The following is a 21175-nucleotide window of genomic DNA, read 5'->3' on the forward strand; positions in this document are numbered from 1 at the left end:
TTCCCGTGATGCCGCCCTCCTCTTCGTACCCTGGAGGCAGCGCTCAGGTGGTTACTGGCGCGCCGCCAGCACCCGCTCCACGGTGTCGACGATGGCCTGGGTCTGGGGATCGATCTCGATGTTGGTGTGCCAGCCGGCCTTGACCCAGCCCAGGTTGGTGCGGGCCAGGGTCTCGGGAATGAGGTTGACGCAAAACTCGTTGCCGCGCACCTCGCCCACGGTGAGGCTGATGCCGTCGATGCCGATGTAGCCCTTGGTCAGCACGTATTTCATGAGCTCGGGGGCGAGGCGATACCACACCTGGCGGTTGTTGGGGGTGTCGATGACAGAGGTCACCTCGGCCGTGCCCATGATGTGGCCGGACATGGCGTGACCGCCAATCTCGTCGCCAAAGCGGGCGGCCCGCTCCACGTTGACCTTGTCCCCCACCACAAGTTGCCCGAGGTTGGTGAGGCGCAGGGTCTCCTGCATCAGATCGAAGCTGACCCTATCCCCCTCCACCCGGGTGACGGTCAGGCAGCAGCCGTTGTGGGCCACCGAGGCCCCCAGCGCCAGCCCCTCGCCCCAGGCCGGGCTCGGCATACGGATCACATGGGTGCGAAAGTTGGGCAGATCTTCGATGGCCACCAGTTCGGCGGTCCCCTGTACTATACCGGTGAACATGGGTCTCTCCAGGCTGTGAAAATTGTCGGCAGGTTACCCCCGGCCACCTTGCAAGACAAGGGCGGCGGCTGACAAGGAGACCCCAGCTCGCTATAGTGACGCCATTCCAACCTGGCTTAACGAGGAAATAAAAATGCTGGTATATCAATGCTGTGAAGCCATTCGCATCGCCTACAACCAGATAGGGTCCGGGGAGCAGGGCTATGTGCCTCAGGCCATCGCCGCCAGCATCCGGGCCCTCGATGCGGTGGCCCGGGACGAGCGGGTACCCAGCGAGCTGCGCGAGCAGGCCGCCTACGCCGCCGCCAATCTCTTGATCAGCGACCACGAGGACAGCGAGATCAAAGGGTAAGCAACCCCATTGGGGGGCAAGGCGCACGCTATCGTTTCGTTTGTCTGGCCATTACGGCTAGAATGACTCCCTCGGTGCCCCGTTCTGGTGCACCGACCTTCTCTTTATCCATGTCATCATGCCAACCCTGGCTGTTCCCACCGGAGGTGTCAGTGCAACGTTATTGGTCCGAGGCGAGGCAACTCATTCGTCTTGCCAGCCCTATCCTGGTGGCGCAAGTCGCACAGATCGCGATGAACTTCGTCGATACCGTGATGGCCGGTCAGGTCAGCGCGGTCGATCTCGCCGCCGTGTCGGTCGCCTCCAGCTTCTGGCTGCCGGTGATCCTGCTGGTACAGGGGATCATCATGGCGCTCACCCCCATCGTCTCCCAGCTCAACGGGGCCCGCAAACGGGACCAGGTGCGCCCGGCGGTGCACCAGGGCTTCTGGCTGGCGCTCATGGTGACCCCCATCGCCATGGGGGCCCTCTATGTCAGCCCGCTGGCCTTGCAATTCATGGACGTGGATCCCGTGATGGCGGACAAGACCGCCGGCTACCTGCACGCCATCCTGTGGGGACTGCCCGCCTTCGTACTTTTCCAGGTGCTGCGCAACTTCAGCGAGGGGCTCTCCCACACCATGCCCACCATGGTGATCGGCTTCGTGGGGCTGGCGGTCAATATCCCGGCGAACTACATCTTCATCCATGGCCACTTCGGCATGCCCAAACTCGGCGGTGTCGGCTGCGGCGTGGCCACCGCCATCGTGCTCTGGGCCATGCTGCTGGCGATGATCCTCTATGTGAAGGTCTCCACCCACTTCAAGGAGATCGGGCTGTTCAGCCAGCTTGCCCGCCCCAACGGCAGCCGGATCTGGCGCCTGTTTCGCCTGGGGTTCCCCATCGCCATGGCCATCTTCTGCGAGGTGACCCTGTTCACCGTGGTGGCCCTGATGCTGGCGCCGTTTGGCGCGGAGACGGTGGCGAGCCACCAGATAGCGCTCAACTTCTCCAGCCTGGTGTTCATGCTGCCGCTGTCCATTGGCGTCGGCGTGACCATCCGGGTCGGCCACAGCATAGGGGAAGGCTTGCCTGATCATGCCAGGGTCGCGGCCCGCACCGGCCTGATGCTGGGCATCGCGGTCGCCGCCTGCACCGCCGCCCTGACCGTGCTGCTGCGCGAGCAGATCGCCGCCATCTACACCGATGATCTCCAGGTGATCACCCTCGCGGCCATCTTGCTGTTCTTCGCCGCCATCTACCAGATCTCCGATTCGGTGCAGGTGGTGGCCGCCGCCGCCCTGCGCGGCTACAAGGACACCCAGGCCATCTTCTACATCACCATCGTCGCCTACTGGGGACTGGGGCTGCCAAGCGGCATGATCCTGGGATTGACCGACTGGATTGTGCCCCGCATGGGGCCCCAGGGCTTCTGGATCGGCTTCATCGTCGGCCTGACCGGCGCCGCCCTGATGCTGGGTGCCAGACTCAGGGTGATCTACGGCCGCTTCGCCACCCGCTGAGGGGGGCGGGCAATCCATTGACCCGGGCGCAGGCAGCGCCAGCAAGGAGAGCGCGGATGGCAGTCAGAGGCACTGCCCTGGCCATGGTGCTGGCGACCACCCTGCTCGCCGGCTGCGAGCCCGGGCCCCAGTCGCAGTTTGATACCTATCAGACCCGGGTCTCCTCCGTGCTGGAGCGACCCGCCCCCGCCGCCGTGCCCGTCACCCCCATCCCCTTCCCGCCCCAGCGGGACCTGCAGCTGACCATCCCGGACCTGCGGGTCGGTCTGCTCGACATGCTGACCCTCAACCGATGCGGCCTCGGCGCCCTGGTGGCCGAGCGCAACAGCCCCCTGGGCCGCAGCGCCGACCACTTCAGCCGCCTCGATTACGAGTGGCAGCTGATCCAGCGACTCGATGCCTGTCACAGCGAGGACCCGCAGACCCGGCTCTGGCTCGCGGATCTCGCCAGGCAAAAACGCGCCGTGCTCAGCGCCAGGTTCTGGAATGCCCTGGTGAGCAGCCAGGAGCTGCGCCGCGCCCTCTCCCCCCGCCCAGCCCCCCTGGCGCCGGATGCCAGCCTGGTCGAGACCCGGCAGGCCCTGCTCACCCTGCTGCAGTGGCGAGATGGGGTGCTGGCGGCCGAGACGCCGCGGTCTAGCAAGGCGCTGCCATCCCTGCCGCCCCTGACCCCGGCCCTGGAGAGTCTCTACCGGGATCGGGGACTGGCGCGCCTGCTCTACTCCCTCGAACTCGCCACGGCCCGCCTCAACCAGAGCGCACAACAGATAGAGCAAGCCAGCCTGGATGACGCCTGCCCGGCCACGGACTCGAACCGGGCGGTGCGGCTGCGCGGTGCCCTTGGTCACTACTATGGCGGGGCGATCCAGCCCTGGCTCACCGGGCTGGATCGCCAGTTTCGCGCTACCGCTCCCCTGCTTGAACGCCTGCTGACCCCATTGACACCCCAACCCGCCCTCTCCCCCTGGCGCCAGCGCTATGGTCTGGGTCTGCAGAGCCAGGCCTGGCTGGCGTTTCGCGCCGCCAGCCTGCGCCACGCCCATGGCTGGCAGCGGATCCTGGCCGCCTGCGCCGCCCGCCACCCGGCCCCCTGACGAGGAGGCCGCCACCCCGACCGGCGGGGGCCAGAGCGCAGCTTTTGAACCGTCATGCCTGCAAAATCAACAGGCTGCGCAAGAACTGGGCAAACAGTCTCCTTTGTGCATGTCCCTTGTTGACAGCCTTGGGGGCCATGGGTAGTATGCCGTCCACGTCAGCACAGCTGGCGTGGTGAAGTGGGTTTGTCGCTCGGTTGGTCAGAGCATGACCTTGGCACGGTGAAGATTGTGTCGTCGGTTCGAATTCAACTCATCGAGTGGGTTTATAGCTCAGTTGGTTAGAGCACTACCTTGACATGGTAGGGGTCGTTGGTTCGAATCCAATTAAACCCACCACTTTCTGATATGCGATGCGTCCTTAGCTCAGCTGGTTAGAGCACCACCTTGACATGGTGGGGGTCGGTGGTTCGAATCCACTAGGACGCACCATTCAGCACACAGTTTTCGCGTCCTTAGCTCAGCTGGTTAGAGCACCACCTTGACATGGTGGGGGTCGGTGGTTCGAATCCACTAGGACGCACCATATTACTGCGATAGCAGCCGTGGGTTTATAGCTCAGTTGGTTAGAGCACTACCTTGACATGGTAGGGGTCGTTGGTTCGAATCCAATTAAACCCACCACATTTTGATGAAGATGCGTCCTTAGCTCAGCTGGTTAGAGCACCACCTTGACATGGTGGGGGTCGGTGGTTCGAATCCACTAGGACGCACCATTTATTCAGGATCCCGCCTCGTGCGGGATTTTTTGCTTTCCGCTCCCCGTGACCGCACTCCCCTGCCGCCGCCCGTGCCCTGTCCCAGCCAGGGCCAGGCGCCTTGACGCCCCGGGGATGGCCCCTTATTGTCCCTTGTCATCAGGCTGACATCTGAATGTCATCCAATGGGGCCGTCAGGGGCCGACCAGCCCCTCGGCTCATCGCCTTCGTCTCCCTTGCCTTCATCACAGGATCAGCCATGCACAGCCCGGCTCTTCATTATCAGATCATCAGTCAATCCATCGAGCAGGAGATCCTGGCCGGCCGCATCCAGGCCCAGGGCAAGCTGCCCGCCGAACGCCAGCTGGCCGACACCTTCGCCACCACCCGGGTCACCCTGCGCGAGGCGCTGGCACTGCTCGAGGGCAAGGGGCTCATCTATCGGGAGAATCGCCGCGGCTGGTATGTCTCCCCCCCCAGGTTGCGCTACAACCCGACCGAGCGCGCCAGCTTCAACGAGCTGGTGACGGCCCAGGGGCGCCTCGGTCATACCCGGCTGCTCGCCAGCCAGCTCGCCTACCCGAGCCCAGAGGCGGCCCAGACCATGGGGCTGCCCGCCTTCACCAAGAGCTGGAACCTGCAACGCCTGCGCAGCCTGGACGGACGCGTCGTGCTGCTCGAGGAGAACCATGTCTGCGCCAGCTGCTGCCCGGATCTCGGCCGCCACGACCTGAGCCAGTCCCTGACCCGCTTGTTCGAGGAGCACTACCAGTTGCACCTGGCGCGCACCCAGATCCAGTTCTATCCCGTCATCCTGGAGGGGGAGCGCGCCAGCCTGCTCGGCCTCACCCCCGGCTCTTCCGCCCTCTTCATCCGCCGCCTCAACTTCGATGAGGCTGGCCGCCTCTATGAACTCGATCACGAATACTGGCGCCATGACGCCCTGGTCATCGAGCTGGAGCGCATCAGCGCCCCCCCAGCCCGGCAGCCCTGAGCCGGGCCGCCCCCTTAGCCCACCGCTCTCCCGCTTGCCATCAGGCTGTCACCCTGGCGTCATGGCAACGTCATGGACGGCCCCCATACTGGCGCCTTTTGGTATAGACCAACAGGCGACCCATGACCCAAGAGACACTTCCCTTCTGGCTGGCCGAGGCCCTGGCCCGGGAACAACCGGCCGACCCCATCCCCCTCGGGCAACACATCGAGGCCGACATCGCCATCGTCGGTGGCGGCTACACAGGCCTGTGGAGCGCCATCAAATTGAAGCAGCAGGATCCGGCGCTGCGAGTGGTTATCATAGAGCGGGCCCTGTGCGGCATTGGCGCCTCCGGACGCAATGGCGGCTGCCTGCTCACCTGGTCCACCAAGTACCCCTCCCTGCGCCGCCTGTTTGGCGAGCAGGAGGCGACGCGTCTGGTACAGGCGTCCGAGCAGGCGGTCTTTGCCATCCGCGATTTTTGCCAGCATCACGGCATCGAGGCGCAGCTGCGCCTCGATGGCACCCTCTACACCGCCACCAGCCCGGCCCAGCAAGGGGGCATGGCCCCCGCCCTCGTCGCCCTCGAGCAGGCAGGGATCAGCCGCTGGCAATCCCTGTCCCCGGAAGAGGTGCAGGCCCGCGCCGGCTCCAAGGCTCACCTGGCGGGCCACTTCAGCCCGGCGGCGGGCAGCGTGCAACCCGCCCTGCTGGTGCGCGGATTGCGCCGGGTCGCCCTGGCCCTCGGCATTGTCATCCATGAACAGACCCCCATGACCCGGCTGGTGCACGGCGCCAGGCCCCTGCTCGAGACCCCCCTTGGCAGCGTCGGGGCCGACAAGGTGATCCTCGCCATCAACGCCTGGCTGCCGCGCCAGTGCCGCCAGCTCTCCCGCAACCTGATCCTGGTCTCCTCCGACATGGTGATCACGGATCCCGCCCCCGAGCGCCTGGATGCACTGGGACTGAGGGATGGGATCAGCGTGGTGGATGGCCGCACCTTCGTGCACTATTACCGCCGTACCCCGGCCGGTCGCCTCATGCTGGGCAAGGGGGGCAACCGCTTTGCGTTTGCCAACCGCCTCCACCCCTGGTTCGATCGCCCCAGCGCCTTCGCCGCCGATCTGCGCCGCCGCCTCGACGGCTTCTTTCCCTCCCTCGCGGATCTGCCCATCGCCGCCAGCTGGACCGGACCTTCTGATCGCAGCGCCACCGGTCTGCCCTTCTTCGGCCATCTCGAGGATCACCCCAATGTCCTCTATGGCGCCGGGTATTCGGGCAACGGCGTGGTGCAAAGCTGGATGGGCGGGGAGATCCTCGCCGCCCTGGCGCTGGAGCTCGACAACGAGTGGCGCCACTGCCCCCTGGCAAGGGGCCCCCGGGGCCAGTTCCCACCGGAGCCAATACGCTGGCTCGGCGCCAACCTGGTGCGCCGCGCCATCCTTCGCAAGGAGCAGGCCGAGGACGAGGGGCGCCCCGTGCCCTCCTGGGCTCGCCACCTTGCCCGCCTCGCCGATGCCGCCGGCAAGGCGGACAAGGGCTGAGTTCGCGCCACTCCCCCTTGGCGCCACCCCGCTTTGCCGGGGTGGCGCCTGGGCCCATGTCGGATGCAGGCAACAGCACGATGAGGTCGAGAAGCGGCTCTCAGGTGTCCATGGATTGCTTGTTTTCATCAGCCAGGATTAGTGTTTGCCCTTTCATACCGGCTCGCCCTTGCCCCCCTGTCATTGACAGCTCACCTCTTGTCTCGCCTCTGCAACCCAGCACTGCGGCTCCCTCTTCTGGCTCTGCTCCACTCGCGCCTCGCTGACCCGCAATAAACGCGGCGATCCTTTCGCCCTCGCCCCGCCCTGTCGACGGCCTGCTGCTGCGAGGTAGCAGGGTGCGGATCCTTGACTGACGATTCTTGTTTGATGGCATATGTGATGATTTTTCACTCCAGCAACCGCGTATCCCGGCGCTGATGCCCCTGATAGGGGACCAGGGCACTGCGCCCAAGGCCCATGGTGCGTGCGAAGAGAGCATGAGCGAGGGAAGAGAAGCCCGGCAAGGCGCCTGACATCGGATAGATTGGAAACAGAGCATCAAGCCCATGAGGGAGTGTGAGTCGCAGCCGGGCGCCCACAGGGCCAAGTCACGGGACGCAGCGGCCTGCTTGCATGCACGGCATCCGCAGACCGCCAGTTTGTCCCTCAGACGGTGAGGCCCGCAGCGCGGGCCTCTTGTCGTATGTGACGTGCTGACGGAACTGTGGCTCAGGGCTTCTCCCCCGCCTCCAGGCGGCGATTGATCTCGGCCACCACGGCGGGCAGGGAGGCCAGGGTGTCGATCAGATAGTGGGCCCCCGCCTGTTGCAACCTGGGAGCCGCCTTGGCGCGGCAAGCCGCCAGGGTCGCCGGGCTGGCGGCCTGATACTCGGCCAGGGTGAGGCCCGCCTCGTTGCCCGAGAGAGTCAGGCCGACCGTCCACATGCCGGCGTTGATCCCCTCCTCTATGCCGGGGGCCGCATCGTCCACCTTGATGCAGGCCTGCACCGAGCCCACCCCAAGGGCATTGACGTTGGCCAGCGCCATCCAGGGACCGGGCCTGCCCCCTGCGGGCAGATCGTCGGTGGCCACCACATGGTCCGGGCGATAACCCGCGTCCCTGGCGGCGGGCAGCAGGGCCTCCATCACGGTTCTCGGGTAGCCGGAGCAGGAGCCTATCTTGATGCCTCGCCCCCTCAACCAGGCGATGGTGGCCAGGGCTCCCGGGATGGGCTCGGCGAACTCGGCCACCTTGGCCCGCTGCAACGGCATGAAGGTGTGATAGAGGGTATCGACCTCGGCCTCGCTCATGGAATGGCCGAAGCGGGCGCGCCAGCGCGCATCCACCTCGGGCAGGCGACCCAGGGCCTGGATATGGTCCCACTTGCCAAGGCCCATGGGCACCCTGGCCTCGGCCAGGGTCACCTCGAATTCATAGGCGCGGGCGAACGCCTCGACGAAGATGCTGGTGGGGGCGAAGGAGCCGAAATCGACCACGGTACCGGCCCAGTCGAGGATCACGGCTTCCACTTGCTTGTTCACTGACTGCTTGTTCATTGTGCTCTCCTGGCAAGGGTGACCTTGCCGTCGTCATGGATGGATGCCCGGGCTGCGGGCACGCGAGGGATGGCAACCGCCGGCCCGCTCAGGCTTGCCAGTCGCTGTGGGCGGCCACGGCAGCCAGCAGGCGGTCCATGTCAGCGGGATAGACCTCCCCTATGTTGCCGATGCGAAAACAGTCGGCCCGGGAGACCTTGCCCGGATAGATGACAAACCCAGCCCCCTTGAGCCGCTCATAGAAGCGTTTGAAGTCGTAACCCGGCGCCGTTGGTGCCAGGAAGGAGGTGATGATGGGGGACATCAGCGCCTCATCGAGCAGGGGCTCAAAGCCCAGGGCCACCATGCCTGCCACCAGGCGGCGCTGGTTCTGGCAATAGCGGGCATGACGGACGGCGACGCCCCCCTCCTGCTCCAGCTCCAGCAGTGCCTGATGAAAGGCGCGCACCACATGGGTCGGGCTGGTGAAGCGCCACTTGCCGCCCCCCTGCTCCATCACCCGCCATTGATCGAACAGATCCAGGGAGAGGGAGCGGGCCTGCCCCTCGCAGGCCAGCAGGCGGCTGCGCCTGGCCAGCACCAGGCCAAAACCGGGCACACCCTGGATGCACTTGTTGGCCGAGCTGATCAGAAAGTCGATGCCGGCGCGCTGAAAATCGATGGGAATGCCGCCAAAGCTCGACATGGCATCGACGATGAAGCAGCGCCCCGCCTGCTGCACCACCCGGCCAACGGCCTCCAGGGGGTTGAGCAGGCCTGTGGTGGTCTCGCAGTGCACCATGGCCACATGGCTGATGGTGTCATCCTCGGCCAGCAGGCGGGCCAGCTCCTCGGGATCGGCCGGCTGGCACTCGTCCAGCTGGTAGACCCGATGGAGTATGTTGAGCCTGCGGGCTATCTCCACCATGCGGGCACCATAGGCGCCGTTGTCGACGATCAGCAGCTTGTGGTTCTGGCCGATCACGCTGCCCAGGCACGCCTCGACGCTGGCGGTGCCCGACCCCTGCATCAAGACGCTGCTGTAGAGATCCGGGTAGCCGGTCAGCGCCTCCAGCCGGGCACGGATGGCCTGCACCACCCCCAAGTTGTAGTCGTCATCCCAGGTACACCAATCCTTGAGCATGGCTTCACGCACGGTGCGGGAGGTAGAGAGCGGACCCGGGGTCAGCAGCAGATAGGGGTTGTCCTTGTTCATATGGCCTCATCGTCGGCAGCTAGGAGAGTGGTTATCGACACTGGTCTATACCATTTAGCGCCATGGTATGGGGCCCATCTGCGGGGGTAAAGCACCCGCCGCCAATCTTCATCAAAGCTTCACATAGCCCGCACACCATCCTTTTTCGGCGACAGACAAGGGTCACAGGATTGCCATGATGCCGTCATCCAACCGTCATTTTCCCTTCCTAGCATGCCAATCCAACCATCTGGTATGAACCAGATTGGCGGATCGGGTCTCCCGCTCCTGTCTCCCCACTCCACCGCAATAGGGAAAGTTCGATGAAGATGACCAAGCTCGCCGCCCTGCTGGGCATGATGACCCTCGCCACGACCGCCCACGCCAAGGAGGTGTTGACCGTCTACACGGCGTTTGAGACCGACATCATGGGGCCCTATCAGCAGGCCTTCGAACAGGCCCACCCCGACATCGAGATCAAGTGGGTGCGCGACTCCACCGGGGTCATCACCGCCAAGTTGCTGGCCGAGAAGGCAAGGCCCCAGGCCGATGTGGTGTGGGGACTGGCGGGATCCTCCCTCGCCCTGCTCAAGCAGGAAGGGGTGATCAAGCCCTACCTGCCCGCCGGTGCCGAGGCCCTGGATCCGGGTCTGCGCGACCCGCAGGCGAACCCGGCCTGGTATGGCAACGACGCCTTCTTCAACGCCGTCTGCTTCAACGAGGCCATGGGCAAGTCCCTCGGCATCCCGGCCCCCACCAGCTGGGAGGATCTGCTCAAGCCCGAGTTCAAGGGGAGGATCGCCATGCCCAACCCCGCCTCTTCCGGCACCGGCTTCATGATGGTCGCGGCCTGGTTGCAGAGCCTGGGGGATGACAAGGGCTGGGCCTACATGGAAAAACTGCACGGCAACATAGCCCAGTACACCCACTCTGGCTCCAAGCCCTGCGTGCAGGCGGCCCAGGGCGAGGTGCTGGCGGGCATCTCCATGAGCCTGCGGGGCGCCAAACTCAAGACCCAGGGGGCCCCCATCAGCGTGATCCTGCCCAAGGGCGGCATCGGCTGGGACACCGAATCCGTGGCCCTGGTCAACGAAGGATCCGCCGCCGCCAAGACCCTGGTGGACTGGTCCATCGGCGAGAGCGCCAACCACCTCTACAGCCAGAACTACCCCGTGGTGGGCATAGCAGCCCTGAGCAAACCTGTGCCCAACTACCCGGACGTGAAGCAGGCGATGATCCCCCTCGATTTCGCCAAGATGGCCAGGGAGCGCGCTCAGATCCTCGCCGACTGGAGCAGCCGCTTCGACGGCAAGTCCGAGGCCCAGTGATCCAAACTGCGGGCGGCACAACGCCCGCAGCCAGGACACAGCAAGAGCGGCGCCCAGGGGCGCCGCTCTTTTTATTTCGGCGGGCTCTTTTTCGCCCCGCCACCTCATTGTCATCAAGCTGCAACCTGGCGACGGGACAATCTGGTCTACACCAAGAAGGAGTCCTCTGATGAGCGCCTATCTGCAACTCGAACATATCTCCAAACACTTCGATGGCTTCACCGCCGTCAACCCCCTCTCTCTTTCCATCGAGGCGGGGGAGTTCGTCTGCTTCCTCGGCCCCTCCGGCTGCGGCAAGACCACCATGCTGCGGATGATCGCCGGGCTGGAGACCCCGAGCAGCGGCAGCATCCGCCAGGGAGGCCAGGATGTCACCCTGCTCCCCCCAGAGGCTCGCGACTTTGGCATCGTCTTCCAGTCCTATGCCCTGTTCCCCAACCTGACGGTGGCCGAGAACATCGCCATCGGCCTGCGCCAGCAGAAGCTGCCGAGCCGGACCATCGCCGCCCGGGTCGACGAGTGGCTGACCCTGGTCCATCTGGAGGCAGCCAAGGCGAAGTACCCGGCCCAGCTCTCCGGCGGCCAGCAGCAGCGAGTCGCCCTGGCCCGGGCACTGATCCTCTCCCCCGGCCTCTTGCTGCTCGACGAGCCCCTCTCGGCCCTGGATGCCAAGGTGCGGGTCCATCTGCGCGACGAGATCAAGCGCCTGCAGCGGCGCCTTGGCATCACCACCATCATGGTGACCCATGATCAGGAGGAGGCGCTCACCATGGCCGATCGCATCCTGGTGATGAACGCCGGGCGCATCGAACAGTTCGGCACCCCGGAGGAGATCTACCGGGCCCCGGCCAGTCGCTTCGTCGCCAACTTCGTCGGTCAGATGAACTTCCTGCCAGGCCAGCTCGCCTGCCCGGGGGAAGGGATAGGCGGCGAGCTCGGCATTCGCCCGGAGGCGCTGCGCCTCTCATCTTTGGGGGGACAACTGCCGGTCGAGGTCTCGGATTGCGCCTTCCAGGGCAATCACGTGCGGGTCGCCTGCCACCACGCGGCCCTGGCCGAGCCGCTGCAGGTCAATGTGCCTCTGCGGGAGGTGGCGGCGCTGGATCTCGCCCCAGGTCGCCGCCTGCATCTGGAGATCCCCCGGGATCAGCTGCACCATTTTCGCCCGGAGCCCACATGCCACGCCTGAATTCCCCTCGCCCCCAGTCTGAGCCTTTGCGCCTGTTCGGAGTCCCCATGCCGACCCTCTTCCTGTCCGAGCGCGCCCAGTGGCGTGCGGATCGCCTGCTGGCCCTGGTGCTCTTGCTCGCGGTCAGCCTCTTCCTGCTGCTGGGGCTGGCCGCCCCCTTGCTGGCCATGCTGCAAAAGAGCGTGCAGGATGCCGGCGGCCAGTTCGTCGGCCTGGCCAACTTTCAGCACTATCTCGCCGCCCCCCAGCTGCGCGCCTCCGCCGGTCACACCCTGCTGATCGGGCTCGCGGTGAGCGTCGGGGTGGTGGTGCTCGCCTTCGGCTACGCCTTCGCCCTGACCCGCAGCTGCATGCCGGGGCGGCGATGGTTTCGTCTCTTGGCCAACCTGCCGATCCTGGCCCCTTCCCTGCTGCCCGCCATCAGCCTCATCTATCTGTTCGGCAACCAGGGCATGCTTAAATCCTGGCTGATGGGGGAGTCCATCTATGGCCCCATCGGCATACTGCTCGGCCTGGGTTTCTGGTGTTTTCCCCATGCCCTCATGCTGCTCTGCACCACCCTGGGCACAGCGGATGCGCGCCTCTACGAGGCCGCACGGGTGCTCAAGCTGCCGAGCTGGCGCCGTTTCGTGCTCATCACCCTGGCCAATGCCCGTTACGGCATCCTCAGCGCCCTGGTACTGGTGTTCACCCTGGCGGTGTGCGACTTTGCCGTTGCCAAGGTGATCGGGGGTCAATATTCCCTGCTCGCCACCGACATCTTCAAGCAGGTGGTCGGCCAGCAGAACTTCACCATGGGCGCGGTCACCAGCGTCTTCCTGCTGCTGCCCGCCCTGCTCGCCTTCGGCCTGGATCGCTGGCTCGCCCGTCGCCAGCGGGGGCAGCTGGCCAGCAACGCCGTCATTTACCGCCCCGTCCCCCATGCCCTGCGGGATGGCTGCTGCCTGGTGTTCTGCTCCCTCATCGCCCTCTTCATCGTCACCCTGATAGGGGTCGCCATCTATGGCTCCCTGGTCAGCTTCTGGCCCTGGGATCTGGGGCTCAGCCTGCGTCATTATGATTTTGCCAGCACCACCCCCTATGGCTGGCAACCCTGGTTCAACTCCCTCACCCTGGCGGCCGGGGTCGCCCTGTTTGGCAGTGCCCTGGTGATGCTGGGCAGTTACCTGGTGGAGAAGGTGGACGGCTTTGGCTGGCTGCGCCGCCTCATCAGCCTGCTGGGACTGCTGCCCATGGCGGTGCCCGGCATGGTGCTGGGGCTGGGCTATATCTTCTTCTTCAACCAGCCAGGCAATCCCCTCTCCCTGCTCTACGGCACCATGACCCTGCTGGTCATCAACTCCCTGTGCCACTACTACACGGTCGGCCAGATGACGATGCAGGCCGCCCTCAAGCAGCTGCCGAGCGAGATAGAGACGGTGGCCAGCTCCCTCAAGCTGCCCCGCTACCTCACCTTCTGGCGCATCACGCTGCCGGTGTGCAGTCCGGCCCTGCTCGACGTCGCCATCTATCTGTTCGTCAATGCCCTGACCACCACCTCGGCCCTGGTCTTCCTCTACGCCCCCGATACCCTGCCCGCCGCCATCGCCATCCTCAACCTGGACGATGCGGGCCAGACCGGCAGCGCCGCCGCCATGGCCGTGCTCCTGCTGTTCACCGCCATGGCGGCCAAGGGGGTCTATTTCCTGCTGGCCCACCTCCTTGGGCTGCGCACCCAGCGCTGGCGTCAGCGTTGAATCAATGGCAAGCAAGAGACAGGGCCAGTTGGCCCTGTCCGTATCACTGAGTACATTGGAGTCCTATGTCCCCCCTCGTCTTCAGTCTGGTGCTCGGCTCGGCCCTGCTCCACGTGGGTTGGAATGCCCTGATCAAGGGCGCCCGCGACAAAAGCGCCATGACGCTGCTGGTCAGCCAGGGCTGCGCCCTCATCGCCCTGCCCCTGCTGCCCTGGCTGCCCCCGCCCGCCCCGGCCGCCTGGCCCTTTCTGCTGGTCTCGGCCCTGCTCCACGTCGGCTATTACCAGCTGCTGGCCCGCGCCTATGGGGCGGGATCCCTGGCCCAGCGTTATACCCTGATGCGCGGCGGCGCCATCCTGCTGCTGTTCATCCCCTCGCTGCTGCTCGAAGGCATGCCGCAGGGTACGGCCCTGGCGGGCATCGCCCTCATCGCCGCCGCCCTCATCCTGCTCGGCCTCAAGGGGATGGACAGGCAGGATCCCAGCGCCTGGCTGTGCGCCGGCCTCATCGCCTGCTACACCCTGGTCGATGGCATGGGGGCACGGGCCAGCGGCGATCAGCCGGTGGCCTATGTGCTCTGGTTGGTGGTGCTGGAGGGAGGCCTGATGCTGGCGCTGGCGCGCCGCGCCCTCGGGGTGGCGATCTGGCCGGTACTGAGGCGGGGCTGGCGCCTCGCCCTGCTGGGGGGCGCCTGCTCGACCCTGGCTTACGCCATCGTGGTGTGGGCCATGACCCAGGCGCCCCTGGCCCAGGTCAGCGCCCTGCGCGAGAGCGGCATACTCATCTCTTTCCTGATTGGCGCGGTCTGCTTTCAGGAGCGCCTCGGCCGTGGCAAATGGCTGGCTGCCCTCGCCCTGCTTGGCGGCGTCTTGCTGCTGCGGCTGGGCTGAAGACTAGGGCGAGCCTTGCACACAGCGTTGTGCGATCTGATAGCTGAGCGCATTGATTTGAGCTTGAGAGAAGAGCAAGGAACCCAGTCTCGGCAAGGTGGTCACCAACTGCTTGTGACTGATAACAGGAAAAGGCGGCCGGGATTGCAGCTTGATATACCAGCCAGGGAATACCAGTACAGGAGTCACTGGAATGGCCGAACCGACCGCCTTGCTCAACCATTGATGCACCCAGCAGGCCTGACGTTCGGCCTGACTCAGTGGTTCCGTCTCATACCAGGATGGAAACTGCAATCGCCCATCCCGAAACACTATCTCGTGATTCTTGCCACGCTGCCTGGCATCCCTCAGCCACTTGTGGCGCCCCTTGGTTTCGATGGCAAATACACCGTTGGCGCCAACCACCAGATGGTCAATGTTGAAGCCGTCGGCCTGAATATCATGAAAAACCTGATAACCCATCCCTTGCAAACGCAGCAACTCGGCAGCGGTTGCCAGCTCGGCGACATAACCGAGCCGATAGCGATTCAGCTGCTGCAAATTTTTCCAGGCTCTCAGGCAACAGCTGAGCAGACAAAGCAAGATCGCCAGCAAAATGAAATAAGGGGGCGTCTCTCTGGCCAACAGCGCCTTGGCCCCCACTCCGGCAAACGGCGCCGTGGTGATCAACACCGCCAGCAGCAGATAGCCGATCACATCCATCTGTCGATCTGATATCTGCTGCTGCAAGCCATAGCCCGGCAGCCTTAACAAGGCATCTCTATCGATAGGGAGCTTGACCGTTTGATCCCGGCGCTTCAACCAAAGCCAGAGAGTGGCGACAATGCCCCCCATCCCCAATAGCGGCAAGACCAGGATCCAGACCCCATCGATAATACCCTCCAGCAACCCCTGTATCACTGTCATGATGCCACCCTGCAGATCGTTTGAGTCTATCCAGCTTAGCCAGAAATCCTCAGCCAGTAGCAAGGGGCGGCTGGGTTAGCCGGTCAGGGAACGAAGTGGTAGACCCACCCCTCGTCCCGGGGGAAGTCGGCCGGAGGGGCCAGCAGGGGCGGCAGCGCGCCCACCGCCCCGTCCGCCGCATATTGCAGCGCCATCAGGGCGCACAGAGCGGCATCATAGGGATCCGTACCCGGGATGAGGGACGCCGGCAGATGGGGCTGCAGTGCGGGCCGCACCGCAGAGGCCTTGCCCCCCACCTTGGCAAGGGCGGGATAGACCTCCAGCACCGCGCGTTTGGCCTCCCTCACCTGCCTTGGCACCAGTTGCAGATCCCCGAGGCGCGGCAGCATGGAGAGGGCCAGGGTGGCGTTGTTGCCGAGCCGATCGAAAGTGGCCGAGAGCGGCTTCTTGCCATAACGCTCATGGAGCCAGCGCTCGCAATCCCGGTAGGCATAAGGATTGTCTATCTCCCGCTGGGGCACGGGAAAGTCGCTCCCCTGCCCCCCCAGCAACTCGGCGAGGGCGCGGGGAAAGGCCAGCGGCGCGTCGATGCCAAGCGCCAGTCGCGGGCAGGCCAGCACCTGCATCAGCGCCACCTCGTCTTGCAGGGCCGGGCGCAGCAGGGCATCCAGATCCGGCGCCACCCGGGAGCTCAGCCGAAATAGGGGGGAGATCCCGAGCCAGTGCAACTGCTGCGTGCGGGCCTGCCAGCCCACCACGGCCACCGCCTGGGCATTGCCCTGCCAACCCCTCACGTCCCAGCCGATGCCGATGGCGTCCATGTGTTCCCCTGTCATGCTCCTGTTACCTCTGTGCAGCCTTGATGGAGCACAGGGTACTGGCTGCCCCTCCTAAAGCAAGGGCAAGGTGACCCCTAGAAGGATTTCTTGAAGTTGATGAGGGGCAGTATGGGGAAGATGCCGTTCTCGGCGTAGTTGGCCAGACCTATCTGCAGGCCATCCAGGTGCTTGGTGGCATTGACGAAACCAATCTGGAAGCTGGTGCGCTCGGCATAGTTGACGAAGCCGACGTTGGCCAGGGCATTGCCACGGGCGATGTTGACCGCCCCCCAGTTGAGCCCCTGCACATTGTTGGTCAGGTTGACGAAGCCCAGGTTCACCCCTCTGTCCTGGCCGTCGTGCCAGTTGACGGCATTGATGGCAACCCCCTGGAACTGATCACGCACCCGGCCCGCGCCAAAGAAGATCCCCAGCTGCAGGCCGGTGAAACTGTTGACGTCCGAGAGGGCGAACACCGGCAGATCGATGCCCTTGACCTGGCCGGTGCGGCCATAGAGGAAGGAGGCCCGTGCCCCTTCCACCTGATTGGACGAGGGCAGATTGACCCCGGGCAGGGAGATCTGGATCGGGGTGCTGGCGTGGGCGATGCCGGCGAGGGCCAGGGAGGAGCAACCGAGCAGCAGGGCGAGAGGTTTCATCGGGGGATTCCTTGGGCGGTCTGAGAGAGGATATCAGCCTACCAGTGCACGGATCGGGAGACGAGGGCGTCCAGGATCCCGTGCGTCACCTCCCGTCCCTCCCGGCTGGCAGGCCTCTGTCATACGGAAAAATTCAAACAGAAATTAACATTTATGTCATTTACATCTGGTCGCCCTTGGTTGCAGAATGCTCAAACACGCGTTTGAACAGAGCCGATGACGCGTGAACAGGGATGATTCGCGGTACCCGACAAAGAGCCCAGGCTCGCAACGACACAGTTCCGCCAACATGGAGACGCATATGAACATAGATATCCTCAAGAGCTTTACCGAGCAGATGCAAGGCTTCGCCGCCCCCCTCACCCGCTACAACCAGCTGCTGGCCAGCAATATCGAGCAGTTGACCCGGTTGCAGCTGGCCTCCGCCAACGCCTACGCCGAACTGGGCCTCAACCAGCTGCAGGCCGTGAGCAAGGTGCAGGATGCCCAGAGCCTGGCGGCCCTCGGCACGGTGCAGCTGGAGACCGCCAGCCAGCTCTCCCGCCAGATGCTGGATGACATCCAGCAGCTGAGCGCCCTCGGCCAGCAGTTCAAGGAAGAGCTGGACACCCTGACCGCAGACGCCGTGAAGAAGAGCACGGGCAAGGCCTGATAACCCCTGGCTGCCCGGCCGGGCAGCCACATCTCCCCACGACTCGACGGTGCGGGCGCGTTCCCGCCCCGGGTGTGGGTGAAGGAGAGCACATGAGCCAACCATCTTATGGCCCGCTGTTCGAGGCCCTGGCCCACTACAACGACAAGCTGCTGGCCATGGCCAAGGCCCAGACAGAGCGCACCGCCCAGGCCCTGCTGCAGACCAATCTGGACGATCTGGGCCAGGTGCTGGAGCAGGGCAGCCAGCAACCCTGGCAACTGATCCAGGCCCAGATGAACTGGTGGCAGGATCAGCTCAAGCTGATGCAGCACACCCTGCTCAAGAGCGCAGGCCAGCAGAGCGAGCCGGTGATCACCCCGGAGCGCAGCGATCGCCGCTTCAAGGCCGAGGCCTGGAGCGAGCAACCCCTTTTCGATTACCTCAAGCAGTCCTACCTGCTCACCGCCAGGCACCTGCTGGCCTCGGTGGATGCCCTGGAGGGCGTCCCTGAAAAAAGCCGGGAGCGGCTGCGTTTCTTCACCCGTCAGTATGTCAACGCCATGGCCCCCAGCAACTTCCTGGCCACCAACCCTGAGCTGCTCAAGCTGACCCTGGAGTCCGACGGCCAGAACCTGGTGCGCGGGCTGGCCCTGCTGGCCGAGGATCTGGAGCGCAGCGCCGATCAGCTCAACATCCGCCTGACCGACGAATCCGCCTTCGAGCTCGGCCGGGATCTGGCGACCACCCCGGGGCGGGTGGTGCAGCGCACCGAGCTCTTTGAGCTCATCCAGTACAGCCCGACCACGGAGACGGTGGCCAGGACGCCGGTACTGATCGTGCCTCCCTTCATCAACAAGTACTACATCATGGACATGCGGCCCCAGAACTCCCTGGTGGCCTGGCTGGTCGCCCAGGGGCAGACGGTATTCATGATCTCCTGGCGCAACCCGGGGGTGGAGCAGGCCAACATCGACCTCGACGACTACGTGGTGGACGGCGTCATCGCCGCCCTGGACGCCGTGGAGGCGGCCACCGGCGAGCGGGAGGTGCACGGCATCGGCTACTGCATCGGCGGCACTGCCCTCTCCTTGGCCATGGGCTGGCTGGCGGCGCGGCGCCAGAAGCAGCGGGTGCGCTCTGCCACCCTGTTCACCACCCTGCTGGATTTCTCCCAGCCCGGAGAGCTTGGCATCTTCATCCACGAGCCCATCATAGCGGCGCTCGAGGCGCAAAATGAGGCCAAGGGCATCATGGACGGGCGCCAGCTGGCGGTCTCCTTCAGCCTGCTGCGGGAGAACAGCCTCTACTGGAACTACTACATCGACAGCTACCTCAAGGGCCAAAGCCCGGTGGCCTTCGATCTGCTGCACTGGAACAGCGACAGCACCCATGTGGCGGGCAAGACCCACAACAGCCTGCTGCGCCGTCTCTACCTGGAGAACCAGCTGGTGAAGGGGGAGCTCAGGATCCGCAACACCCGCATCGATCTCGCCAAGGTGAAGACCCCTGTGCTGCTGGTCTCCGCCGTGGACGATCACATCGCCCTCTGGCAGGGCACCTGGCAGGGCATGACGCTGTTTGGCGGCGAGCGGCGCTTCATCCTGGCGGAATCGGGCCACATCGCCGGCATCATCAACCCGCCTACCGCCAACAAGTACGGCTTCTGGCAGAGCGAGGCCGGGGCCGAGAGCCCGGAGCAGTGGCTGGCTGGGGCGACCCACCAGAGCGGCTCCTGGTGGCCCGAGATGATGGGCTTTATCCAGAGCCGTGACGAAGGGGTGGACCCTGTCCCCGCGCGAGTACCGGAGGAGGGGCTGGCCCCCGCTCCCGGCCACTATGTCAAGGTGCGGCTCAACCCTGTGTTTGCCCGCGCCACAGAGGAGGAACCTGCATGAGCGTACAACCCCTTGCCGTGGGCCAGAAGGCGAGCCTGACCAAGTGCTTCGGCCCGGCCGAGGTGGCGGCCTTCGCCGACCTGTCGGAGGATTTCAACCCCCTGCACCTGGATCCGGCCTTCGCCGCCACGACTGTGTTCGAGCGCCCCATCGTCCACGGCATGCTGCTGGCCAGCCTCTTCTCCGGGCTGCTGGGGCAACAGTTGCCCGGGAAAGGGAGCATCTACCTGGGCCAGAGCCTCAGCTTCAAGCAGCCGGTCTTTGTCGGGGACGAGGTGACGGCGGAGGTGGAGGTGATTGCCCTGCGAGATGACAAGCCCATCGCCACCCTGGCCACCCGCATCTTCACCCAGAGCGGCGCCCTCGCCGTGACGGGGGAGGCGGTGGTCAAGCTGCCCTGAGGGAAGGAGGCGCACAATCATAATCAGCCCGGCCCTGCCGGGCTGATGTTTTCCCCGCTCCTCTCGCCCCTTTTTCGGAGCAATTGGGCCCAGGCCCTTTCCCTGCCCTGGCTAACTGCCTAAAATGACCGCCCTGCCGTGTAGGCATTCATCCAGCTAGAGGATTTCCCATGGAGACGTTTTTGCTCGAAGGTCACCCCTTCGTTGCCTTGTGTGACCTGATCAAGCATCAGGGTTGGGCCGATTGTGGCGGCGCCGCCAAGGCGCTGGTGGCCGAGGGCCTGGTGGAAGTGGACGGTCAGGTCGAGACCCGCAAGCGCTGCAAGATAGTGGCCGAGCAGGTGGTCAACTTCAACGGCATGAAGGTCGTGGTGAAAGAAGGCGTCAGCCCCGAGATCCTCTAAGCCCGACACTCTGCCACGCAAGCGCTACCCAGCACAGTGACCGAGCAAGTGGTCAACTTCAACGGCATGAAGGTCGTAGTGAAGGAAGGCGTCAGCCCCGAGATCCTCTAAGCCCGAGATCTGCCTCCCAAGCTGCAAGCTGCCCAACACAGTCGCCGGGGAGTAGTAAAGGAAGGGCCCACCCCCGAGATCCGCGGACCCTTGCCCCCGCCCTGCCAGCACACTGTGGCGGGCTAGCTGGCCTTGATGGAGAGGGTCAGCACGAAGCGGGCCATGGCCTCATCCCCGTTGCGCGACGGACAGGTGGCCACCACCTGGATGGGGCGGTTGATACGCTGCCCCGTCGCCAGGGACTCGTCTATCATGGCGTCGATAAGCTCCCCCGCTTCGCAATCGAACTGCACGTCCCCCTCCGGGCGTTTCAAAAACTCCCCCTGCACATCCTTGAAGGCAAAATGCACCTTCTTGCGCCGCGCCCGCCCCTTCTCCATCACCAGCAGGCCCCCCACCAGATCGGCGCCGGTGGCGAGTGCCCCGAAGTACATGCTGCCCAGGTGGTTGCGGGTGCGCCAGCCCAGCGGAATGCGGATGCGCAGCGCCCTGGCGTTCATCTGCTCGATGACAGGGGCGCAAAAACCGATGACGGGGATATGGCGCCAGGCAAAGAGGCGCAGTGCCAGATTGGCTTTGAAGCGTTGCAGGTCCATTGCAAACTGATCCGATGAGTGAATGTAGCCGAAATGTTGCCAGCCCCCTGCCCAATAGACAAGCTC

General features: G+C 64.9%; 20 protein-coding genes and 5 tRNA genes. 18 read left to right on the forward strand and 7 right to left on the reverse strand.

All coding sequences use genetic code 11. From position 1 onward, the window contains the following. Positions 1-51 precede the first annotated feature (51 nt). A complete protein-coding gene (locus tag ACEUCR_RS02075) occupies positions 52-663 on the reverse strand; it encodes a riboflavin synthase (protein ID WP_041998585.1) in 612 nt (203 codons plus the stop codon). A gap of 133 nt (positions 664-796) precedes the next feature. Here ACEUCR_RS02075 and ACEUCR_RS02080 point away from each other — a divergent pair, with 133 nt between their 5' ends. The 10 genes from ACEUCR_RS02080 to ACEUCR_RS02125 all read left to right on the forward strand — a co-directional run bounded on the left by ACEUCR_RS02080 (position 797) and on the right by ACEUCR_RS02125 (position 6829). Continuing rightward, entirely contained in the window at positions 797-1015 is a 219-nt protein-coding gene (locus ACEUCR_RS02080) for a YaeP family protein (protein WP_041998587.1), read from the forward strand. Positions 1016-1167: 152 nt separating this feature from the next. Further along, positions 1168-2517: an MATE family efflux transporter gene (locus tag ACEUCR_RS02085; RefSeq protein WP_041998590.1), complete on the forward strand. Its 1350-nt coding sequence runs from the start codon at positions 1168-1170 to the stop codon at positions 2515-2517. A 56-nt stretch (positions 2518-2573) separates the two neighbouring features. Further along, positions 2574-3611 carry a DUF3080 family protein gene (locus tag ACEUCR_RS02090; RefSeq protein ID WP_408787766.1) on the forward strand — a complete coding sequence of 346 codons (1038 nt, stop codon included), beginning with the start codon at positions 2574-2576 and terminating at the stop codon, positions 3609-3611. A gap of 262 nt (positions 3612-3873) precedes the next feature. Continuing rightward, positions 3874-3950, forward strand: a tRNA-Val gene (locus ACEUCR_RS02095). Positions 3951-3966: 16 nt separating this feature from the next. After that, positions 3967-4043, forward strand: a tRNA-Val gene (locus tag ACEUCR_RS02100). Positions 4044-4060: 17 nt separating this feature from the next. After that, a tRNA-Val gene (locus tag ACEUCR_RS02105) sits at positions 4061-4137 on the forward strand. Positions 4138-4158: 21 nt separating this feature from the next. Then, positions 4159-4235, forward strand: a tRNA-Val gene (locus ACEUCR_RS02110). A 15-nt stretch (positions 4236-4250) separates the two neighbouring features. Next, a tRNA-Val gene (locus ACEUCR_RS02115) sits at positions 4251-4327 on the forward strand. 241 nt (positions 4328-4568) lie between these two features. Further along, on the forward strand, positions 4569-5303 hold the full coding sequence (locus tag ACEUCR_RS02120; RefSeq protein ID WP_041998593.1) for a UTRA domain-containing protein: 735 nt from the start codon (positions 4569-4571) through the stop codon (positions 5301-5303). A gap of 122 nt (positions 5304-5425) precedes the next feature. Further along, on the forward strand, positions 5426-6829 hold the full coding sequence (locus ACEUCR_RS02125) for an FAD-dependent oxidoreductase (RefSeq protein ID WP_408787769.1): 1404 nt from the start codon (positions 5426-5428) through the stop codon (positions 6827-6829). Between the two features lie 711 nt (positions 6830-7540). Here ACEUCR_RS02125 and phnX read toward each other — a convergent pair. Continuing rightward, positions 7541-8368 (reverse strand): phosphonoacetaldehyde hydrolase, encoded by an 828-nt coding sequence (gene phnX / locus ACEUCR_RS02130; RefSeq protein ID WP_041998598.1) that lies wholly within the window; start codon positions 8366-8368, stop codon positions 7541-7543. Between the two features lie 88 nt (positions 8369-8456). Then, complete coding sequence (gene phnW, locus ACEUCR_RS02135; RefSeq protein WP_408787772.1) at positions 8457-9563, reverse strand: 2-aminoethylphosphonate--pyruvate transaminase; 1107 nt, start codon at positions 9561-9563, stop codon at positions 8457-8459. A gap of 302 nt (positions 9564-9865) precedes the next feature. Between phnW and ACEUCR_RS02140 the strand changes: the two genes are divergently transcribed. The 4 genes from ACEUCR_RS02140 to ACEUCR_RS02155 all read left to right on the forward strand — a co-directional run bounded on the left by ACEUCR_RS02140 (position 9866) and on the right by ACEUCR_RS02155 (position 14685). Further along, on the forward strand, positions 9866-10870 hold the full coding sequence (locus ACEUCR_RS02140) for a putative 2-aminoethylphosphonate ABC transporter substrate-binding protein (RefSeq protein WP_408787774.1): 1005 nt from the start codon (positions 9866-9868) through the stop codon (positions 10868-10870). 169 nt (positions 10871-11039) lie between these two features. Further along, on the forward strand, positions 11040-12059 hold the full coding sequence (locus ACEUCR_RS02145; protein WP_408787776.1) for a putative 2-aminoethylphosphonate ABC transporter ATP-binding protein: 1020 nt from the start codon (positions 11040-11042) through the stop codon (positions 12057-12059). Between the two features lie 47 nt (positions 12060-12106). Beyond that, positions 12107-13795, forward strand: coding sequence for a putative 2-aminoethylphosphonate ABC transporter permease subunit (locus ACEUCR_RS02150; protein WP_408787779.1), 1689 nt, complete (start codon positions 12107-12109; stop codon positions 13793-13795). A 65-nt stretch (positions 13796-13860) separates the two neighbouring features. Next, positions 13861-14685 carry an EamA family transporter gene (locus ACEUCR_RS02155; RefSeq protein WP_111872808.1) on the forward strand — a complete coding sequence of 275 codons (825 nt, stop codon included), beginning with the start codon at positions 13861-13863 and terminating at the stop codon, positions 14683-14685. 3 nt (positions 14686-14688) lie between these two features. Here ACEUCR_RS02155 and ACEUCR_RS02160 read toward each other — a convergent pair whose 3' ends face one another. The 3 genes from ACEUCR_RS02160 to ACEUCR_RS02170 all read right to left on the reverse strand — a co-directional run bounded on the left by ACEUCR_RS02160 (position 14689) and on the right by ACEUCR_RS02170 (position 17068). Beyond that, positions 14689-15591, reverse strand: a complete 903-nt coding sequence (locus tag ACEUCR_RS02160; RefSeq protein WP_408746506.1) for a nuclease-related domain-containing protein — start codon at positions 15589-15591, stop codon at positions 14689-14691. Between the two features lie 83 nt (positions 15592-15674). Continuing rightward, positions 15675-16427, reverse strand: coding sequence for a DUF429 domain-containing protein (locus ACEUCR_RS02165; RefSeq protein WP_408787782.1), 753 nt, complete (start codon positions 16425-16427; stop codon positions 15675-15677). 77 nt (positions 16428-16504) lie between these two features. Further along, positions 16505-17068 carry a VC2662 family protein gene (locus ACEUCR_RS02170; RefSeq protein WP_408787785.1) on the reverse strand — a complete coding sequence of 188 codons (564 nt, stop codon included), beginning with the start codon at positions 17066-17068 and terminating at the stop codon, positions 16505-16507. A 301-nt stretch (positions 17069-17369) separates the two neighbouring features. Here ACEUCR_RS02170 and ACEUCR_RS02175 point away from each other — a divergent pair, with 301 nt between their 5' ends. The 4 genes from ACEUCR_RS02175 (at position 17370) to ybcJ (ending at position 20402) form a co-directional block, all read left to right on the forward strand. Next, on the forward strand, positions 17370-17720 hold the full coding sequence (locus tag ACEUCR_RS02175) for a phasin family protein (RefSeq protein ID WP_408787787.1): 351 nt from the start codon (positions 17370-17372) through the stop codon (positions 17718-17720). 92 nt (positions 17721-17812) lie between these two features. Continuing rightward, entirely contained in the window at positions 17813-19597 is a 1785-nt protein-coding gene (locus tag ACEUCR_RS02180; RefSeq protein ID WP_408787790.1) for a class I poly(R)-hydroxyalkanoic acid synthase, read from the forward strand. After that, complete coding sequence (locus ACEUCR_RS02185) at positions 19594-19998, forward strand: MaoC family dehydratase (protein WP_408787793.1); 405 nt, start codon at positions 19594-19596, stop codon at positions 19996-19998. Before ACEUCR_RS02180 ends, ACEUCR_RS02185 begins: the two co-directional genes overlap by 4 nt. Before the next feature lie 170 nt (positions 19999-20168). After that, positions 20169-20402, forward strand: coding sequence for a ribosome-associated protein YbcJ (ybcJ, locus tag ACEUCR_RS02190; RefSeq protein WP_010674882.1), 234 nt, complete (start codon positions 20169-20171; stop codon positions 20400-20402). Between the two features lie 233 nt (positions 20403-20635). Here the strand turns inward: ybcJ and ACEUCR_RS02195 are convergent, their stop codons facing one another. Continuing rightward, positions 20636-21109, reverse strand: coding sequence for a DUF4442 domain-containing protein (locus ACEUCR_RS02195; RefSeq protein ID WP_041998626.1), 474 nt, complete (start codon positions 21107-21109; stop codon positions 20636-20638). Between the last annotated feature and the right edge of the window lie 66 nt (positions 21110-21175).

It is taken from the genome of Aeromonas bivalvium (assembly GCF_046078285.1).
GTDB lineage: Bacteria > Pseudomonadota > Gammaproteobacteria > Enterobacterales > Aeromonadaceae > Aeromonas > Aeromonas bivalvium.

Bases quoted from the DNA above. Each gene is read 5' to 3' on its own strand.
- ACEUCR_RS02075 (WP_041998585.1), bottom strand. From the start codon at position 663: ATGTTCACCGGTATAGTACAGGGGACCGCCGAACTGGTGGCCATCGAA.
- ACEUCR_RS02080 (WP_041998587.1), top strand. From the start codon at position 797: ATGCTGGTATATCAATGCTGTGAAGCCATTCGCATCGCCTACAACCAG.
- ACEUCR_RS02090 (WP_408787766.1), top strand. From the start codon at position 2,574: ATGGCAGTCAGAGGCACTGCCCTGGCCATGGTGCTGGCGACCACCCTG.
- ACEUCR_RS02120 (WP_041998593.1), top strand. From the start codon at position 4,569: ATGCACAGCCCGGCTCTTCATTATCAGATCATCAGTCAATCCATCGAG.
- ACEUCR_RS02125 (WP_408787769.1), top strand. From the start codon at position 5,426: ATGACCCAAGAGACACTTCCCTTCTGGCTGGCCGAGGCCCTGGCCCGG.
- phnX (WP_041998598.1), bottom strand. From the start codon at position 8,368: ATGAACAAGCAGTCAGTGAACAAGCAAGTGGAAGCCGTGATCCTCGAC.
- phnW (WP_408787772.1), bottom strand. From the start codon at position 9,563: ATGAACAAGGACAACCCCTATCTGCTGCTGACCCCGGGTCCGCTCTCT.
- ACEUCR_RS02140 (WP_408787774.1), top strand. From the start codon at position 9,866: ATGAAGATGACCAAGCTCGCCGCCCTGCTGGGCATGATGACCCTCGCC.
- ACEUCR_RS02145 (WP_408787776.1), top strand. From the start codon at position 11,040: ATGAGCGCCTATCTGCAACTCGAACATATCTCCAAACACTTCGATGGC.
- ACEUCR_RS02150 (WP_408787779.1), top strand. From the start codon at position 12,107: ATGCCGACCCTCTTCCTGTCCGAGCGCGCCCAGTGGCGTGCGGATCGC.
- ACEUCR_RS02155 (WP_111872808.1), top strand. From the start codon at position 13,861: ATGTCCCCCCTCGTCTTCAGTCTGGTGCTCGGCTCGGCCCTGCTCCAC.
- ACEUCR_RS02160 (WP_408746506.1), bottom strand. From the start codon at position 15,591: ATGACAGTGATACAGGGGTTGCTGGAGGGTATTATCGATGGGGTCTGG.
- ACEUCR_RS02165 (WP_408787782.1), bottom strand. From the start codon at position 16,427: ATGACAGGGGAACACATGGACGCCATCGGCATCGGCTGGGACGTGAGG.
- ACEUCR_RS02170 (WP_408787785.1), bottom strand. From the start codon at position 17,068: ATGAAACCTCTCGCCCTGCTGCTCGGTTGCTCCTCCCTGGCCCTCGCC.
- ACEUCR_RS02175 (WP_408787787.1), top strand. From the start codon at position 17,370: ATGAACATAGATATCCTCAAGAGCTTTACCGAGCAGATGCAAGGCTTC.
- ACEUCR_RS02180 (WP_408787790.1), top strand. From the start codon at position 17,813: ATGAGCCAACCATCTTATGGCCCGCTGTTCGAGGCCCTGGCCCACTAC.
- ACEUCR_RS02185 (WP_408787793.1), top strand. From the start codon at position 19,594: ATGAGCGTACAACCCCTTGCCGTGGGCCAGAAGGCGAGCCTGACCAAG.
- ybcJ (WP_010674882.1), top strand. From the start codon at position 20,169: ATGGAGACGTTTTTGCTCGAAGGTCACCCCTTCGTTGCCTTGTGTGAC.
- ACEUCR_RS02195 (WP_041998626.1), bottom strand. From the start codon at position 21,109: ATGGACCTGCAACGCTTCAAAGCCAATCTGGCACTGCGCCTCTTTGCC.